The organism is Streptosporangium sp. NPDC051022, from assembly GCF_040683035.1.
Lineage (GTDB): Bacteria > Actinomycetota > Actinomycetes > Streptosporangiales > Streptosporangiaceae > Streptosporangium.
In genome coordinates, this window is the sequence record NZ_JBFBCF010000026.1 from 39055 (window position 1) to 55199 (window position 16145).

The 16145-nt window shown below is 71.1% G+C and carries 17 protein-coding genes and 1 pseudogene; 7 read left to right on the forward strand and 11 right to left on the reverse strand.

Going from position 1 to position 16145, the window contains the following annotated elements; translation table 11 throughout:
* Window positions 1-35 precede the first annotated feature (35 nt).
* The 3 genes from AB0N02_RS33240 (at window position 36) to AB0N02_RS33250 (ending at window position 3802) form a co-directional block, all read left to right on the forward strand.
* A complete protein-coding gene (locus AB0N02_RS33240; protein ID WP_363954499.1) occupies window positions 36-1907 on the forward strand; it encodes a potassium transporter TrkA in 1872 nt (623 codons plus the stop codon).
* 152 nt (window positions 1908-2059) lie between these two features.
* Window positions 2060-3202 (forward strand): FAD-dependent oxidoreductase, encoded by a 1143-nt coding sequence (locus tag AB0N02_RS33245; RefSeq protein WP_363954501.1) that lies wholly within the window; start codon window positions 2060-2062, stop codon window positions 3200-3202.
* Window positions 3203-3304: 102 nt separating this feature from the next.
* Complete coding sequence (locus tag AB0N02_RS33250; RefSeq protein WP_363954503.1) at window positions 3305-3802, forward strand: GNAT family N-acetyltransferase; 498 nt, start codon at window positions 3305-3307, stop codon at window positions 3800-3802.
* Between the two features lie 180 nt (window positions 3803-3982).
* Here AB0N02_RS33250 and AB0N02_RS33255 read toward each other — a convergent pair whose 3' ends face one another.
* On the reverse strand, window positions 3983-4534 hold the full coding sequence (locus tag AB0N02_RS33255; RefSeq protein WP_363954505.1) for a snapalysin family zinc-dependent metalloprotease: 552 nt from the start codon (window positions 4532-4534) through the stop codon (window positions 3983-3985).
* 82 nt (window positions 4535-4616) lie between these two features.
* Window positions 4617-5738 carry a S1 family peptidase gene (locus AB0N02_RS33260; protein ID WP_363954507.1) on the reverse strand — a complete coding sequence of 374 codons (1122 nt, stop codon included), beginning with the start codon at window positions 5736-5738 and terminating at the stop codon, window positions 4617-4619.
* A 747-nt stretch (window positions 5739-6485) separates the two neighbouring features.
* Here AB0N02_RS33260 and AB0N02_RS33265 point away from each other — a divergent pair.
* The gene (locus AB0N02_RS33265) at window positions 6486-6656 is read left to right on the forward strand and encodes a hypothetical protein (protein ID WP_363954509.1); all 171 of its coding nucleotides are present in this window, start codon (window positions 6486-6488) and stop codon (window positions 6654-6656) included.
* A gap of 130 nt (window positions 6657-6786) precedes the next feature.
* Here AB0N02_RS33265 and AB0N02_RS33270 read toward each other — a convergent pair whose 3' ends face one another.
* Window positions 6787-7236 carry a hypothetical protein gene (locus tag AB0N02_RS33270; protein ID WP_363954511.1) on the reverse strand — a complete coding sequence of 150 codons (450 nt, stop codon included), beginning with the start codon at window positions 7234-7236 and terminating at the stop codon, window positions 6787-6789.
* A gap of 186 nt (window positions 7237-7422) precedes the next feature.
* Between AB0N02_RS33270 and AB0N02_RS33275 the strand changes: the two are divergent.
* Window positions 7423-7665: pseudogene (locus AB0N02_RS33275) on the forward strand (LLM class flavin-dependent oxidoreductase); the annotation flags it as partial.
* Window positions 7666-7670: 5 nt separating this feature from the next.
* Here the strand turns inward: AB0N02_RS33275 and AB0N02_RS33280 are convergent.
* The 4 genes from AB0N02_RS33280 to AB0N02_RS33295 form a co-directional block, all read right to left on the reverse strand.
* Complete coding sequence (locus tag AB0N02_RS33280) at window positions 7671-7979, reverse strand: hypothetical protein (protein WP_363954740.1); 309 nt, start codon at window positions 7977-7979, stop codon at window positions 7671-7673.
* Between the two features lie 88 nt (window positions 7980-8067).
* Window positions 8068-9411 carry an NADP-specific glutamate dehydrogenase gene (gene gdhA, locus AB0N02_RS33285; protein WP_363954513.1) on the reverse strand — a complete coding sequence of 448 codons (1344 nt, stop codon included), beginning with the start codon at window positions 9409-9411 and terminating at the stop codon, window positions 8068-8070.
* Window positions 9412-9628: 217 nt separating this feature from the next.
* A complete protein-coding gene (locus tag AB0N02_RS33290) occupies window positions 9629-10021 on the reverse strand; it encodes a hypothetical protein (protein ID WP_363954515.1) in 393 nt (130 codons plus the stop codon).
* Window positions 10022-10179: 158 nt separating this feature from the next.
* Window positions 10180-11121, reverse strand: coding sequence for an NADPH:quinone oxidoreductase family protein (locus AB0N02_RS33295; RefSeq protein WP_363954517.1), 942 nt, complete (start codon window positions 11119-11121; stop codon window positions 10180-10182).
* 129 nt (window positions 11122-11250) lie between these two features.
* On the opposite strand from AB0N02_RS33295, the gene AB0N02_RS33300 reads away from it, so the two are divergent.
* Window positions 11251-12138 (forward strand): LysR family transcriptional regulator, encoded by an 888-nt coding sequence (locus tag AB0N02_RS33300; RefSeq protein ID WP_363954519.1) that lies wholly within the window; start codon window positions 11251-11253, stop codon window positions 12136-12138.
* Between the two features lie 3 nt (window positions 12139-12141).
* On the opposite strand, the gene AB0N02_RS33305 is transcribed toward AB0N02_RS33300, so the two are convergent.
* A complete protein-coding gene (locus AB0N02_RS33305) occupies window positions 12142-12867 on the reverse strand; it encodes a DUF3152 domain-containing protein (RefSeq protein ID WP_363954521.1) in 726 nt (241 codons plus the stop codon).
* 628 nt (window positions 12868-13495) lie between these two features.
* Between AB0N02_RS33305 and AB0N02_RS33310 the strand changes: the two genes are divergently transcribed.
* Window positions 13496-13933: a lanthionine synthetase LanC family protein gene (locus AB0N02_RS33310; RefSeq protein WP_363954523.1), complete on the forward strand. Its 438-nt coding sequence runs from the start codon at window positions 13496-13498 to the stop codon at window positions 13931-13933.
* Here the strand turns inward: AB0N02_RS33310 and AB0N02_RS33315 are convergent.
* The 3 genes from AB0N02_RS33315 to AB0N02_RS33325 all read right to left on the reverse strand — a co-directional run bounded on the left by AB0N02_RS33315 (window position 13930) and on the right by AB0N02_RS33325 (window position 16008).
* The gene (locus AB0N02_RS33315; RefSeq protein WP_363954525.1) at window positions 13930-14373 is read right to left on the reverse strand and encodes a type II toxin-antitoxin system PemK/MazF family toxin; all 444 of its coding nucleotides are present in this window, start codon (window positions 14371-14373) and stop codon (window positions 13930-13932) included. The two genes, AB0N02_RS33310 and AB0N02_RS33315, sit on opposite strands and share 4 nt — an antisense overlap.
* A 43-nt stretch (window positions 14374-14416) precedes the next feature.
* Window positions 14417-15637, reverse strand: a complete 1221-nt coding sequence (locus AB0N02_RS33320) for an exonuclease domain-containing protein (RefSeq protein ID WP_363954527.1) — start codon at window positions 15635-15637, stop codon at window positions 14417-14419.
* A gap of 170 nt (window positions 15638-15807) precedes the next feature.
* On the reverse strand, window positions 15808-16008 hold the full coding sequence (locus tag AB0N02_RS33325; RefSeq protein ID WP_363954528.1) for a DUF5302 domain-containing protein: 201 nt from the start codon (window positions 16006-16008) through the stop codon (window positions 15808-15810).
* Window positions 16009-16145: the final 137 nt, after the last annotated feature.

Genomic DNA, 16145 nt, shown 5'->3' on the forward strand with positions numbered 1-16145 from the left:
TTTTCGTTCTCAAGTCAATACAGGAGGGAGCAGGAGTGCGGGCGAGGTTCCGGGACCGGCTGAGATATTGGTTCGACAGCACAATGGATCGGGGCACTCCGGCTCTGATCGGCTGGCTCACCCTGGCCTCGGTGCTCCTGATCGTCACGGTCACCGCGGCGGTGCTGTTGCTGGCGAGTGACGACGCCGACGACAACAAGGGCTGGCCCGGTGTCCTCTGGATGACCCTGATGCGCGCGATCGATCCGGGGACGATGGGCGGAGACACCGGCGGGGCGACGTTCCTCGCTCTCATGCTGGTGGTCACCATCGGCGGGGTTTTCATCGTCAGCTCCCTGATCGGTGTCCTCACCACCGGCCTGGAGGGCCGGATCACCGAACTGCGCAGAGGTCGCTCCCGCCTGATCGAGCGCGGCCACACCGTGCTGCTCGGCTGGTCGGACCAGGTGTTCACGGTCGTGGCGGAGCTGGCCAAGGCGAACCAGAGCGAGCGGCGCTCGTGCGTGGTCGTCCTCGCCGACCGCGACAAGGTCGACATGGACGAGCAGATCCGCGCCCAGGTCGGCGACACCGGACGCACGAGGGTCATCTGCCGCTCCGGCAATCCCCTCAACCGAAACGACCTGGAGCTGGTGAGCCCGGAGACCGCGCGGGCGATCATGGTCCTGTCGCCCCCCGGTGACGACTCCGACATCAACGTGATCAAGGCTCTGCTGCTGCTGAGCAACCGCTCCTGGCCCAATGGGCGCCCCCACATGGTCGCCGCCGTCCACGACTCGGAGAACCTCGCGGCCGCCAAACTCGCCGCGGGCCCCGAGGCCCAGGTCATCGACGCCGACGACATCGCCGTACGGCTCGTCGTGCAGTCCCACCGGCAGGCGGGCCTGTCCACCGTGTGCACCGACCTGCTCGACTTCGCCGGCAACGAGTTCTACATCCGCGGCGAGCCCACGCTGACCGGAAAGACCTACGGCGAGGCGCTCGACGCCTACCGGCTCGGCAGCCCGGTCGGGGTCCTGCGCGGTGGCGGGGAGGTTCTGCTCAACCCGCCCATGGACACCCGGATCGGCGACCAGGACCAGGTGATCGTGATCGCCGAGGACGACCTGCTCGTCCAGCTCGCCGACACACCGGTCCCGATCGTGGAGTCCGCGATCGCCATGGTGCCCGACCGCAAACCGGTGCCCGACCGGACCCTGTTCATCGGCTGGAACGCCCGCGCCCCCAAAATCATCGACCTGCTGGACCGCCTGGTCGAGTCCGGGTCCGCCCTCGACATCGCCGCGCCCGCCCTGCCCGCCGGGCTTCTCACGGAAGGCCGTACGAACCTGACGATCGGCTACAAGCCCTGCGAGCTGACGAGCAGACGATCGCTGGAAACACTTGACCTGGGAAGCTACGAACACATCGTGGTGCTGTCGGACGACAGCACCGACCCCGGGAGCGCGGACGACCACACCCTGGTGACCCTGCTGCACCTGCGGGACATCGAGGTGCGCCTGGGAGACCCGTACTCGATCGTGACCGAGATGAACGACGACGGCAACAGGGAGGTCGCCCAGGTCACCAAGGCGGACGACTTCATCGTCAGCACCAAGCTGATCAGCTTGCTGCTCACCCAGATGGCGGAGAACAAACACCTCAACGCGGTGTTCACCCACCTCTTCGACCCCGACGGATCCGAGATCTATCTCAAGCCGGCCTCTGACTACCTAGTCTCGGACGAGGAGGCGAACTTCGCCACGGTGATCGAAGCGGCACGGCGCCGTGGCGAGACCGCGATCGGCTACCGCCTCAAGCGGCACAGTGAGGAGGCGCCCTCCTACGGGGTGTCCCTCAACCCGCCCAAGGCCGATCCCCTGACGCTCGCACAGGACGACAGCGTGATCGTCCTCGCCGAGAGCTGATACGTCCGGCCGCCGCCTCACGGGGCGGCGGTGGTTCCCCGATTTTCGAGCCGCGCCGCCGCCGGGTCGACACGGTGGGTGATATGCCTATTATTCCTATCTGTTAGATTGGTATTTTGTCCCAGGCGCCCCAGTTCGAGGATGTGGTTGACGTGGCGTACGACGTCGGGATCATCGGTGCCGGAGTCCACGGGGTCAGCGCGGCCTTCCACCTCGCCCGCAGAGGCGTCTCCACCGTCGTCTTCGACCGGGGCGCGCCGGGCTGCGGTCCGACGGGGCGCTCGGGGGCCATCTGCCGGGCCTACTACACCGACGCCTTCCTCGCCGAGGTGGCACGCGACGGCATCGCCTTCCTCGCCGACTTCGGTGAGCGGACCGGCGGGGGACAGTCGGGCTTCCGCCGTACCGGGGCGTTCTACCTGCACGGGCCCGGCGACGTCTCGACCGCGAAGGACACCGCGGTCCGCCTCGGGGGCGGCGGCGAGCTCGTCGCGGCCGACGCTCTCACCCACCTGGACACCGAGGGCGTCGCGGTGGCCGTGTGGGAGCCGGGCGCCGGTTACGCCGACCCCGTCAGCACCACGCTCGGCCTCGCCGAGGCGGCACGCCGTCACGGGGCCGAGATACAGGCCCACCGGCCCGTGGTGGCGATCGACGAGGGCCCCGGCGGGGTGGCCGTCACGACGGCCGACGGATCGGTGCACCGTCTGGGCGCGCTGCTGGTGGCCGCGGGGCCCTGGACCGCGCCGCTGCTGCGGCCACTCGGGATCGACCTGCCGCTGACCGTCGAGCGGCACGTCGTGGCGGTGCTGGAGCACGACCCGGCGGACGCGGCGGGGCTCGTTCCCCACGTGCTGATCGACGTCGCCGGGGGTTACTATTCCACGCCGCAGCCCCGTACCCAGTACCTCGTCGGCGGGGTGGTGCCCGCCTCCCCGGCCGATCCCGACGACTTCGTCCGCACCGCGGCCCCCGAGGAGACCGCCAGGCTCGCCGCGGCGGCCGCCCGACGGTCTCCGGCCCGGCGCCGCGCCCTGCCCGCCGGGGGCTGGGCCTCGCTGTACGACGTCAGCCCCGACTGGCAGCCGGTCGCGGGCCAGGTGAGCGAGCGGATCCACGTCGACGCGGGGACCAGCGGCCACGGGTTCAAGCTCGCTCCCGCCTGGGGGGATCACGTGGCGAGGCTGCTCGTCGGCGACGACGTCGATCCCCGCCTCGCGGCCTTCGCCCCGTCGAGGTTCGACGGCGGGGCGGAACTGGCCGCGGGTTTCGGGGCCGCCAGGATTCTCGGCTGACCGGAGACGGAGAATATCCTCGGGAGCCGCGAACGGAAGGGCGTCGCGGCGGAAGGGCGTCGCGGTGCGAAGACGCCGTGAACGGAAGGCGGGTAGGGCCACATGACCGCAGCCGCGGACAGGACCGGCGTCATCGAGGTCAGGCGGGTCGGCTGGGACGACGGCGCGGCCGTCGCGCTGCGCGAGGCGATGACGGAGGAGATGAGCGGCAGGTACGCCGACCGGCTCGCGGACAGGCCGGACTACCTGCCTCGGGGCATGCACGTCGAGCAGGAGAGCGTGGTCTACACCGGGGTCGCCTACGCGGGCGCGAACCTCCCGGTCGGTCATGTCGCGCTGCGGCGGCTCGGTGACGACCTGGAGCTCAAACGGATGTTCGTGGCGGCCTCGCACCGGGGTACGGGGGTGGCCCGCGCGCTGCTCGCCGCGGTGGAGGACGAGGCCCGCGCGCTCGGCGCGTCGCGGATCATCCTGCAGACCGGTGACCGTCAGCCGGACGCGGTGCGGCTGTACGAGCGGGAGGGCTACACCGCCATCCCGATCTTCCCCCCGTACGAGCGGCTGGCGGGCTCCCACTGTTTCGAGAAGCTTCTGCGCTGAATCGGGCCGTTCCCGCGCCGAACCCCGGCGCCCGCACCCCACCGGGAGAGGGCGCGAGCACCGGGGCGGTCCGGGAAGCCCGGAAACCGGGCGGGAGGTCCTCGGCGGGCAGGGAGGACGACGAGGCCGGTCCGGCCGAGCGCTCGGCCGGACCGGCCCGACGGCCGTGCGGTACGCCTCCTACGGAGCGGCGAGCTCCGGAGTGTCGACGTAGATCCGGCCGAACTCGATGGCCGGGGCGAAGCCGCCGAAGTTACGCGTCACCTGGGCCTTCTCCGCCGCGTTCGGATTGGGGTTGGTGCAGCCGGTGCCCGCGCTCGCGCCGGACATCAGGTCCGAGCACAGGCCGGTGCGCCGGTCGGGCAGTCCCAGCACGTGGCCGATCTCGTGGGCCGCGATGCGCAGCGGGTTGTGACCCTCGGAGGTGGCCTGCCGGCCCATCCACACCGTGCCCCTGCCGAGGCTGGTGGGCTGGGTACGGGGCCAGCCGTTGTCGACGTACACCACGAAGTCCGCCGGGGTGCCCGCCACCAGGCGCACGTTGCTCACACTGGAGTTCCAGATCTGCGCCGCCTGGTCGATGGCCGAGCGGAACTCGGCCGCGCGGCTGGCGTCGTACTTGAGCACCCGGACGGCGGCGGATTTACCGGCGGTCGTCCCGGTGGTCGTTCCCGCCTGGGCGGGGGAGACGATCGCCAGGAACGCGAGTCCGAGGGCGAAGGCGATGCTCAAACGAATGATTCTCAACACTTTGGGGGCCTCCTCGGCCTGGGGGGTGACTCGTCGAGACGAGCGGGTGAGGAGAGGAGAGCGGTCAGCCGGTCTTGAGCGTGAGCCCGTAGACCTGCAGGATCTCGTTGACCGGCTGGTAGTAGGTCGTGCCGCCGGAGCTGCAGTTACCGGAGCCGCCCGAGGTGACGCCCTGCGCCTGGCTGCCCGAGATGAACGATCCGCCGGAGTCGCCCGGTTCGGCGCAGACGTTGGTGCGGGTCACGCCGGACACCGTCCCCTGGGAGTAGGTGACGGAGGTGTTGTGCTGCTGGACGGTTCCGCAGCGCCAGCCGGTGGTCGAGCCGGAGCGGCAGATGGAGGCGCCGACCGAGGCCTGGGTAGACCCCTTGACGATGACGTTCGTGCTGCCCGACTTCACCCAGGGCTGGGGGGTGTGACCCGGGGTGGCGACCCAGGAGTAGTCGTTGCCGGGGAACGACGAGCCCTGGAAGGTGCCGGAGGGGTTGCTGGTGGTCTGGCCCTGCCTGCCGCAGTGTCCCGCGCTGACGAAGCCGGGGGTGCTCCCCTTGGTGACGGAGAAGCCGATGCTGCAGCGGCTGCCGCCGATGTAGTACGGGTCGCCGCCCCGGAGGTTGACGAAGGTCTGGGGCTGCTCGGCGGAGACCTGGACCCGTACGGCGTCGCCGGAGACCCCGGCGGCGGCGAGGAGGGCCTCGCCCGAGGCCTGCTGCCTGGCCTGGACCACGACGCTGTTGGCGGGGATGTCGACGTACCAGAGCGTCGCCCCGGCCTGCGCCTGCGCCGGAGCCTGGTCGAGCCGCTCCTTGAGGGCGTTGAGCTGGGCCAGGCTGCGGCCGACGACCACCGGCTGGGCGCCCTTCGCCCTGATCGCGCCGACCGAGGAGGCGTCGCTGGTGGCGACGAGGAGCTGGGAGGCGTCGGCGTTGAGCCAGGCGCCCGCGTACTTGTCGCCGAGCGTCTTGCTCAGGGCGGACTCGGTGCCGGCGGCGCGCGCCTCGTTGGCCAGCCGCGTGACCGCCTGCTCGGCGGTGATGCCGAGGTCGCGCTGGAGCGCGTCGAGCATCGAGGGGGCCGGTTGTGCCGCGGACAGGGGGGCGATCCCGGCGGAGGCGGGGGAAACGGTGGCCGCCACGCAGAGAGCCGCGATGGCGGCGCCGGCAAGGAGGGAACGTTTACTCAACATAAGCACTCCTAGTGAGGGGTGCTGTCAAGGTAGTTGCCGAGGCCCGAGTGAGGAATGTGGCAAAAAATCCCTACCGCAGTGTTATGACATCGCGGCGTTATGACCGGCGTTTTCAGTGCGCAATGGGCGCCAACCACATGCGTCTTCTGCCGTGAAAGTGATGATTTCGGGCAATGTGACCTCGTAGAGGGTAAGGCGCTGACATACCCGCTTTTGCGGGTATGCGGTTTATGGGGACGCGGCTTACCGGGATATGGAGTCTTTCCGGAAGACGCGGTGGCGGGCAGATCGTTTTCCGGCGGCCGTCCCGGACGGATGGTTTTCCGTGCGGGTCGTGTACGGTCCGTCTCTCACGCGGGCCCTGGGCGGGCCGTCCCCGAGGACGGCCCGCCCGGCCCTTACCCGTCCTCTTCGTCACCGCCCGAAGAAGCCGCCGGTCTCGTCGATCACCCCGGCGGCCACGAACCCGCCGACCTGGCCGGGGGCCCCGGCGGCGGGGGCCGCCCCGCCACCTCGGCTCGCATACTCCCTCACGCGGGTCGACTCCTGACAGCGATCAGACAGGGGAGCGTCAAATCGCCGGTCCTGGGCACTCGGAACTCACGGAGATAGATTGCTGCACTCCACATATTTCACGGATCACCTACGGCCCGCCGGGTGGCCACGGCGGTCACCCCGCGCCGGGCACCGTTCGCCGGGCATCGCTTGGAGCGTTCCGTTGAGGCCGCCACAGGAGGACGCGCGTTCATGACCCACCAGCCAGCCGCAGACGGTGGACTCGAGGACGAGGAGCGGGAGCCGCTCCCTCGCCGGACCGACGCGCCCCGCTGCCCCCACACCGAGGACGACCGCCGGTGCGTCCTTCCGTCGGACCACGAGTTGGAGCACGTCTATCCGCACCGGAAGGCCGCCGCGTGAGCCGCGGGTCCCTCCTCACCCGCCCGGATCGGTGACCCGTCAGTTCCTTCCAGGTTGACTCCCGGCAGGCCCGCCCCGGCGGTTCTGCCGTTCTGTCGTGCCCCGGCCCGCTCCGGGCGGGACGGGCGGCCTACCTGACTCGCGAGCGGCCGCTCCATCTGGGCCTGCGGAACAGGTCGCGGCGTTCCAGGAGGTAGGCGAGCTTGGCTGCGGCGATCCGCACGGGCTCCTCGTGCCGGTGCCGCTTCTCGGGGACGACGCCGCTCCAGCGGTCGAGCAGACGGGCCATCTCGTCGGCGACCTCGCCGATCACGCGATAGCGGGTGCCGAAGGCGTGGAGGTCGCCGTGGACCTCGTTCACCGTGTCCTCGTCGACACCGCGGGTCAGCGGCCTGATCTTCTTGAGGATGTCGGCGTCCATGGCCGGGGTGACCGGCGCGCGCCGGGCGTCCCCCTCCGGCACCATGATGAGCGCCCGGATCCTCGCGACGGCCAGGGCCCGTTCCGGCTGCGGGGTCGAGGGGTGCTCGGCGAGGTCGAGCAGGCGCCTGAGGGTCTCCTGAGTCTTGTCGTCGAACATGGAGGCCCGTTCCGCCTTTCCCGCCTCGCGGCACACCGTACGAATGCGACCACATGCTATTCGACGGAGCGCTTCCCGGTACGGCCGCGTCCACCGGGCCACAGGCCCGCCGTACGGCAAAGAACGCCCAGATGCCCCCCTTTACGGCGAGTTCCCGGAGAAGACGGGTAGAGGGCCGCCACGTCAGGGACCCTGACGCAGGGGCGCTTCACGCTGGGGCTGGGCGCGGGGGAGAACCTCAACGAGCACGTGATCGGGCACGGCTGGCCCCCGGTCAACACCCGGCATGAGATGTTCCGCGAGGCCATCGAGATCATCATGGAGCTGTTCGAAGGGCGGTACACGAACTACCGGGGCGAGTTCTTCGACGTCGACTCGGCCAAGGTGTTCGACCTCCCGGACGATGGGGCGGGGGAGGAACTCCCGTGAGAGGGTCAGGACGGAGGGACGTGGACCTCGACCGTGCGGCCGTCGGGGTCGTGGAACAGGTGACGGCCCGGGGTCAGCGCGGTGCCGTCCAGGACGAGGCCGGGCTCCACGGCCAGCCCCAGGCGCAGGGCGCCCGTCGTCCGCCGCGCGGACGACGGGTAGATCTCGAACACGGTCCCGTCGCCGAGCACGGCGGCGTAGTGCCGGGGGCCCGTTCCGTGCTGCTCCAGCCGGAACTCCAGGCCCAGGGAGCCGTAGAAGGCACGGCAGGCCTCCAGGGCGGGGGTGTAGATCACCAGCAGGGTGGCTCTCAGGGACACGGTCCCGCCTCCTCACGTGCCTTCCGGCGCGGGCCCCGGCCCGGCGTCTCCGGGACGGGGCCCGGCGTCCGCCGGGGGCCGGTCAGATCAGGCCGAGCGCGAGCATCGCGTCGGCGACCCGCTTGAACCCGTCGATGTTGGCGCCCGCCACGTAGTTGCCCGGCATGCCGTACTCCTCGGCGGTCCGCAGGCAGCGGCCGTGGATGTCGCGCATGATCTGCTGCAGGCGGTTCTCGGAGAACTCGAAGGTCCACGAGTCGCGGCTGGCGTTCTGCTGCATCTCCAGCGCGCTGGTCGCCACCCCGCCCGCGTTGGCGGCCTTGCCGGGCCCGAAGGCCACGCCCGCCTCCTCGAAGATCCGGATTCCCTCCGGGGTCGTGGGCATGTTCGCGCCCTCGCCGATCGCCAGGCAGCCGTTGCGGACGAGCAGCTCGGCGTCGCGGCCGGTGATCTCGTTCTGGGTGGCGGAGGGCATCGCCACCTCGCACGGCACCTCCCAGACGCTCTGGCCGGGCACGAAGGTGGCGTTCCTGCCGCGGCGCTCGGCGTAGACGTCCACCCGGCGGCGCTCGACCTGCTTGACCTGCTTGAGCAGGTCGAGGTCGATGCCCTTGTCGTCGACGACGTAGCCGGAGGAGTCGGAGCAGGCGATCACGGTCCCGCCGAGCTGCTGCACCTTCTCGATCGTGTAGACGGCGACGTTGCCCGACCCGGACACCACCACGCGCCTGCCGTCGAACGACGTGCCGCGCGCCTTGAGCATCTCGTCGACGAAGAACGCGCAGCCGTACCCGGTCGCCTCGGTGCGCACCTGCGCGCCGCCGTAGCTGAGCCCCTTGCCGGTGATCACTCCGGACTCGTAGCGGTTGGTGACGCGCTTGTACTGGCCGAACAGGTAGCCGACCTCGCGCTGCCCGACCCCGATGTCACCGGCGGGGACGTCGGTGTACTCGCCGATGTGACGGTAGAGCTCGGTCATGAAGCTCTGGCAGAACCGCATGACCTCGCGCTCGGAGCGCCCCTTCGGGTCGAAGTCGGAGCCGCCCTTGCCGCCGCCGATCGGCAGGCCGGTCAGGCTGTTCTTGAAGATCTGCTCGAAGCCGAGGAACTTGACGATGCCGAGATAGACCGACGGGTGGAAACGCAGGCCGCCCTTGTAGGGGCCGAGCGCGCTGTTGAACTCGACCCGGAAGCCCCGGTTGATGTGCACCTCGCCGCGGTCGTCCTCCCACGGGACACGAAAGATGATCTGCCGCTCCGGCTCGCAGATCCGCTCGATGATCTTCGACTCGGCGTACTCCGGATGCTTGCCCAGCACCGGCCCGATGCTCTCCAGCACCTCGCGGACGGCCTGGTGGAACTCGATCTCACCCGGGTTGCGTCGCAGTACGTTCTCGTAGATCGACGAGAGTCTTTCGTGCAGCATCGAATTATCCCTACCCCTCGGTGGCCCCTCGGCGTGCGTGCCTGAGCCCACTTTAGGGGAAGTGGTCTACACCTCCTGCGGCCCGGTACCCGCTTTACGGCGAGATGGGGGCGAGCCGGAGGGGAGCCGTGTTCCGCGGACGACCGGGGATTCACCGGCGATCCGGGGGCCGGAAGAGGGGGGAGAAATCGCGGCTTATGGTGTCCTTCCTGGGCTTCTATGCCGTGCGCGAACTTGTTCCTGTCGTGTCTGTTGTGTCTGCCGTGTCCCTCGGGGACGGCGTCCCGCCGCGCCGATCGAGCGCCTGAACCCATTTGACGGCGACGGCCGCGACCTGAATCAGCTCGGTGCGCAGGGCCTCCGGCTCGTCTTCGGCGAAGGCCTCCAGCACCTCCTCCAGCAGGATGTGCCGCCAGGTGAGGCGGCCCTCCCGGAACGCGGTCCCGACCTCCTCCTTGGCCCGGTCGGCGTCGGCGGCGCGCTCCGGGCCGGTGCCGTCGCCGATGTCCTGGATTCCCCACATGGTGTCCTGGGCGACCCGTTCCCCGGCCACGTCGGCGAGCACCCTCGCCAGCGAACCGGGAACGCCGTAGTCACCGTCGGCCGTCATGTGGTCTCCTCTCCTCGGGCGCGCACGCCGCACGTCACGGTGGCGCACGCCGTACGTTAGCCGGGACGGCCGGGGGGCCGGGGACGTACGGGCGCGTCCCCGGCCCCTCCGCCGGGAGAGCCCCGAGCCCCTCCGACGGGAGCCCGGCCGCCCTCCGCTCAGGGACGCAGGACGACCTTGCCCGTGGTACGGCGGGCCAGCACGTCCTCCAGCGCGGTCGCGGCGTCCGACAGCGCGTACTCCTTCCCGGCGATCGGCCGGATCCGGCCCGCGGCGGTGAGCTCGAGCAGCTCGCTCAGCTGAGCCTTGTAGCCGCCGGGCCGTGCGAGGAGGGGCCGGATCCAGAACCCGGCCACGGAGACGTTGGACTCCAGCAGGCGTCCCACGTCGACCGGGCTCGGGTCCCGGTGAGAGGCGGTGCCGTAGCTGATCAGGCGGCCGAACTCGGCCACCGCACCGAGCGCGGCGTCGAACACCGCGCCGCCGACCGCGTCCAGCACCACGTCGGCGCGGTTGCCCAGGTTGGCCTCGATCACCCGCTCGGCGTAGCCCTCCGCCGAGCCGTCGACGGCCGCGTCCGCGCCCAGGCTCAGGGCCAGGTCGAGCTTCTCCCGGCTGGACGCCGTGGCGATCACCCTGCTCGCTCCCAGCTCCCTGGCCAGCTGGACCGCGAGGTGCCCGACGCCGCCCGCGGCCGAGTTCACCACGACGCTCTCGCCGCGCCGCAGCCGCGCCGCCGTGCCCAGCAGGTGCCAGGCGGTCAGGCCCTGGACCAGCAGCGCCAGCGCCTCGCCCGCGCCGATGTCCTCCGGCAGCTCGACGACGTCGTCCGCCTTGACCAGGGCCTTGGAGGCGTAGGCGCTTCTGGCCAGGCCCATGATCCGCCGGCCGTCCTCGGTCCGCCCCGCGACCTCGCTGCCGGGGACGAACGGCAGGTCGGGGGAGAGGTAGGTCCCCGCCACCCGCTCGGCGTCGGCGAAGTTCACCCCGGCGGCCTCGACGTCGACGAGGACCTCGTCCGGACCTGGCACCGGGTCGGGCAGTTCGACCTCGGTCAGCGTTTCCGGGCCGCCGAGACGGGTGATCTGGATGGCACGCATGAACAGCCCCTGGATTGTCGGGTTGGTTGGTCGTGCCGGTCAGCGTAGAAAGCGCCACGACAGAGAACCAGAAGACGGAGTTCATGGGACGGCGCCTCCCATGAAGAGCGTTCATATAACGTCTGCAGGGTGACCAACGAGGATCTGACGGCGAGTGAGCTACGCGTCCTGGTCGCCGTCGAGCGCGAGCGAGGGTTCTCCGCCGCCGCGACGGAACTCGGTCTCACCCAGTCGGCGGTCTCCCACGCCGTCCGCGCCGCCGAGCGCAAGATCGGAACGGTGCTGTTCCGGCGCGGCCGCAACGGGGCCCAGCCGACGGCCGCCGGAGCCGCGGCGGTCGGGCACGCCCGGCGCATCCTGCGCCTCATGGACGTCATGAAGGCCGAGACGCACGCCGCCTCCGCCGGGGAGACCACGGGGCCCATCCGGGTCGCCGCGTTCCGCAGCGCGGCCTTCCACCTGCTGCCCACCGTGCTCGCGCGCTTCGCCCGGCGTCACCCGAAGGTCACGGTGGACGTCCGGATCGTGCAGGAGGTCGGCAGGGGCATCGCGGGGGAGGTGCTCGACGGCAGGGCCGACCTGGGCATCGCCACGCTTCCCTCCAGGGTGGGCGGCCTGGTCGAACGGGACCTGTTCGCCGAGCCGTACGTGCTGGCCTATCCGGCCGGGCACCCCGAGCCGCGCAGCCTGCCGATGATCGACTGGCACGAGAACTGCTCGGCGGAGACCAGGCTCTGGCTGGCCCGCCAGGCGTGGATCCCGCCGGGCGACATCCAGGTCGAGGACGACGGGGTCGTGGTCTCGATGGTCGGCTACGGCCTGGGCGCCGCGATCGTCCCGCGGCTCACCCTCGCCGACACGCCGCCCAAGGTCGCGATGGAGGCGCTCGACGCCGACCCGCCGATGCGGCACGTCGGTTACGTCATCACCTCCGAGATGCTGAGCTCCGCCGTCGTCCGCGACCTGGTCGGCGAGCTGCGGGCCTACTGCGCCAAGCGGTTCGCCGCGGCCGGCTGAGCCTCAGCGCCTGGGCGAGGGCCAGGGGTTGGGGCGGCAGCCGTACAGCGACTTGGTCTGCTGGAGCATGACCGGGGCGCGCCTGCCGCGCCCGGGGCACTGCTCGTGGCCGTGGCCGAGCCCGTGGCCGACCTCGTGGTTGATGACGTACTCGCGGTAGGAGGCGACGTCGCGGCCGTACCCCCGGACGCCCGCGTTCCACCGTTTGGCGTTGATGACCGCGCGTCCGTGGTTCCAGCACGACAGCGCGCCGAAGGTGACCAGCGGCCTGCAGCGCTGGTCGGTCAGCGCCGGGCTGGACAGCGAGACCCTGATCTTCACCGGCCCCCGGCTCACCCGCTGGAACCGGAAACCCCAGCTGCGCCGGTCGTTGAGGGTCCGGTGCACCTCGTCGGCGAACGCGCGCCCGTCGAACGGCAGCCCGCGCTCGACCTCGACGAGATAGCGGATCACCTTGCCGCTCCTGCGGTCGAGGGGTGGCGCCGCCTCGCCCGCGACGACGGCGTAGGCACCACTGGCCGAGGTGGGCACCGAGACCCTCTGCGGCTGCCGCCGTCCGTTGGCGAGGAGGAACGTCCGCTGCCGTCCGGTCTGCTCTCCCGTCTCCCGCGGCGGTCCGGTCGGCACGGGCGGCGGGGTCGGCGTCGCGAGGGCTTCGGGAAGTCCGGTGGCGGGAGGGGCGGGCGGTACGGGCTCGTCGGGGTCGGGCACCGGGTGACCGGTCAGCACGGCGCCGCCCCCCACCACGAGCGTGGCTGAGATACTGGCGGCAAGAAGCCACAAAAACGGCTTACGATCACTAAGCCTGATGTTCCTCGACATAGGCCGTAAACCTTATTATCTATCGCCACTGTCGATCATCCTGAGGAGGAGTCGACCGCCGGGCGGTTCCGCGGCGGCCCGGTGGCGCGCCCGCGGCCGCCTCTCGCGCCCTCCGCGAGGCGCGGGCCGAGATGAACCGGCCCCGGTTCGAGCACGCGCTCCCGGGCGCCGCCGCCGGGATCGCCGGCCGAGACGCGGTGCTGCCGAACGGTGGTTCACCGCATTTCTATTTGTTGCACTTTTAGTGCCATATGTTTCTGCATATTGGGATATGTCATTTCAGTGGGGTGGGCTTCCGTGGCCGGCGCGCGCCGGCCTTTCACCGGCCCCGGGATTTCTCCGCCGAACGAGTGATTTTCCGCGGTCCGTTCCACGCGTAATGTGTTTTCGCGGGTTCCGGATCCGGAGCGGGAGTCCCTCCCGGTTTCGCCCGTCGCGCGGCACTCCGCCGCGCTGAGGGGCGGATCTCCGCGCGCCGCCGACAGGGTGATCGAATTGACGCGGAGGCGGTGGGCGGAAGGGGATATCGGCCGCCGTGGCGTCGCGGCGGAATGCCGTTCCCCCGAAAGGTCCCCGCGATATTTCTTCCGGCGGCGTCGAGAGCCGCGCCGGCCGACCGCGGACGCTGCGCCCCCGCAGGCCCCACTGGTGCAGCGGATCGTCGGGGATCGGCTCCTTCCTGATCCGCTACTGGAAGGTCACGGGCGACCCGGAGTCGTTCTCACTCGCCGTCAAGGCCGCGACCGCGGTCCACCGCGTCCGCTGGCAGCTGGGCTCGGTGCCGTGCCACGGTCTGCCGGGAGAGGGCCGGTTCCCTCTCGACATGGCCGACTTCACCGCCGACGACCGCTATCACCGGTGGGCGCGGGACCTGGCCCGCTGCCTGGAGGCGAGAGCGGTCACCCGCTCGGGCGGGCTGCTGGTGCCCGACCCGGTGAACGCCCGGGTGAACGCCCCGGTCACGGCACGCTAGCCGCCGACGGCCCAGCCGTGGACCCTGCTCAGGGTGGCGGCGACGCGGGCGAAACGTTCGGGGTCCAGGACCGCCCCCTCACGCCTGATGTCGTCCTCGTCGAGCTCGAAGACGCGGTCCAGGCGCAGGTAGGAAACCCGGTTCTCCCGGTCCCAGCGGCCCGGGCCGAGCTCCAGCCACTCGCTCGGATCGTCGTCGTGGCCGTGGCTGGACAGCATCATCGCCAGGAGCCTGCGCCGGTGCCTGCCGACGACCAGCAGCGGCCGGTCCTTGCCCCTGGCCGGGTCCTCCTCGTAGGGGACCCAGGCCCAGACGATCTCACCGGGGTCGGCGAGCCCGTCCAGGTCGGGGGAGTAGTCGAGGGAGGCCGAGCGGCCCACATCGTGGACCTCCCGGACCGCGCCGCGGGCCGGCCGGGGGTCTTCACCGAGATCACGCACACGAGCACCCTAGCGGGCCCGGCGCCCGGCCTCGGTCGCGGCGTCAGTCCAGCATGCGGGCGAAGGCGTCCGGGGTGACGATCGGGATGCCGTAGTCGCGGGCCTTGCGGGCCTTGGTGGACAGGCTGTCCGGGTCGGCCGCGACCAGGAGCCGGACCCGCTTGGTGATGTAACCGTGCGGGACGTACCCCGCCTGCCGGGCACGCCATTCCCATTCGTCGCGGGAACCGTCCATCTCGCCGGTGAAGACGACCAGGTCACCCGCCGTCAGGCGGAAACGGGGGAAGTCCGGCGGGGCCGTGGCCGCGTCCGCCAGCGCGCCGTCGGTGGACTCCGCCGACAGGCCGAGCAGGGTGGCCACGAGATCCAGCTCGTGCCTGCCGTCCTCGGTGAGAGGACCGTCCGCCAGAGCGGCCCCGGCCAGGCAGGTGAGGTAGCCGAGATGGAGCCGGAGCACGTCCGCCCGCCCGAGCCCGAGTGCCGAGGCGAGCCCGACCAGGGCGTCCGCCTCGGCCGCCGAGACGTGGTGGTCGAGGAGTGCCTGGTCGAGCAGGGCCAGATAGGCGGACGCCCGCTCCGGCCCGGGGGGCCGGCCCGGCCGGTCGGCGATCCTGGCCAGGAAGTGCGGGTCGCGCCGGGCGGCGACGCCCCGCCGTACCGCCGCCGCGTCCGAGCCGGTGAACACCGGCCAGGAGAGCGGGCCGGTCGTCTCCAGTAACGGTTTCCAGGGCGGGCGGCGGCCGGCCAGGTCCAGGTAGTGGCGGAGCAGGCCGGCGGCGGCACGGGCGTCGACCAGGGCGTCGTGGTGCCCGTTCAGGGGGATCCCGGCCCGGGCGCAGCAGTCGGCCAGGTTTCTCGGTGCCCCGGGCAGGAACTCGGCGGACCAGGCCATCGTGCAGACCCCGGCCGTGTGGTCGAGCGGGGTCTCCACCCCCATCCGGCCGAACTCGTGGGAGACGAAGCGGACGTCGAAGGGGAGGTTGTGGGCGGCGACCACCCGTCCGTCGAGCCGTTCCGCGATGCTGCCCGCGACCTCCTCGAACAGCGGGGCGTGCCGGATGTCGGCCGCGGTGACGCCGTGGATGTGCTGCGGTCCCAGGTCGCGCTCGGGGTTGATCAGGGTGCTCCACTCGCCGGTGACCTCACCGGCGAGGTCGAGGTGGACGATCCCGATCTCGATCACGCGGTCGTTCCACGAGGGCCGCAGGCCGGTCGTCTCGACGTCGATGACCGCGTATCCGTGCGGCCGGCCCGTTCCGGGCATCGCCCTCCTTCGGACTGGAGCCGTTCCGGAACAGGGGATACCACACTACGGGTCTGGACCCGGCGTTTCACCATGGTGTCCGGCCGCGGGGCCGGATGCCGGGGCGCCGGGGGAGCCGGGGGAGTCGCCCGGGGTCCGGATCCGAGCCCGAGCTCGGATCCGGACTCGGGTCAGCCGCTCTTGCGGCGGAAGGAACGCTTGCCCCCGACCGGACCGTGGGAGCCGTGGATCTTCGCGGAGCCCCTTCCGGGGCCACCGGCGGCCGAGTCCGTCTGGGCGAGTTTCTTGCGTTCCAGCGCCTCGCGGAACTTGCGCTTCAGTTCGTCGTCGGAGTTCTCGGAACTCTCGGGTTCCGGCGTGACGTCGGACATGCGGACCTCCTGAGTCTGGACGGGCAGTTCAGTTTCGGCCAACCGGATCATCATCCTCTCATGTCTCAAATGAGGGGTGGTTGGCGGCGAACGTGAAAGACCCTTGTTCAGGCAGGGTATCTCCGCCACGGGAGCGC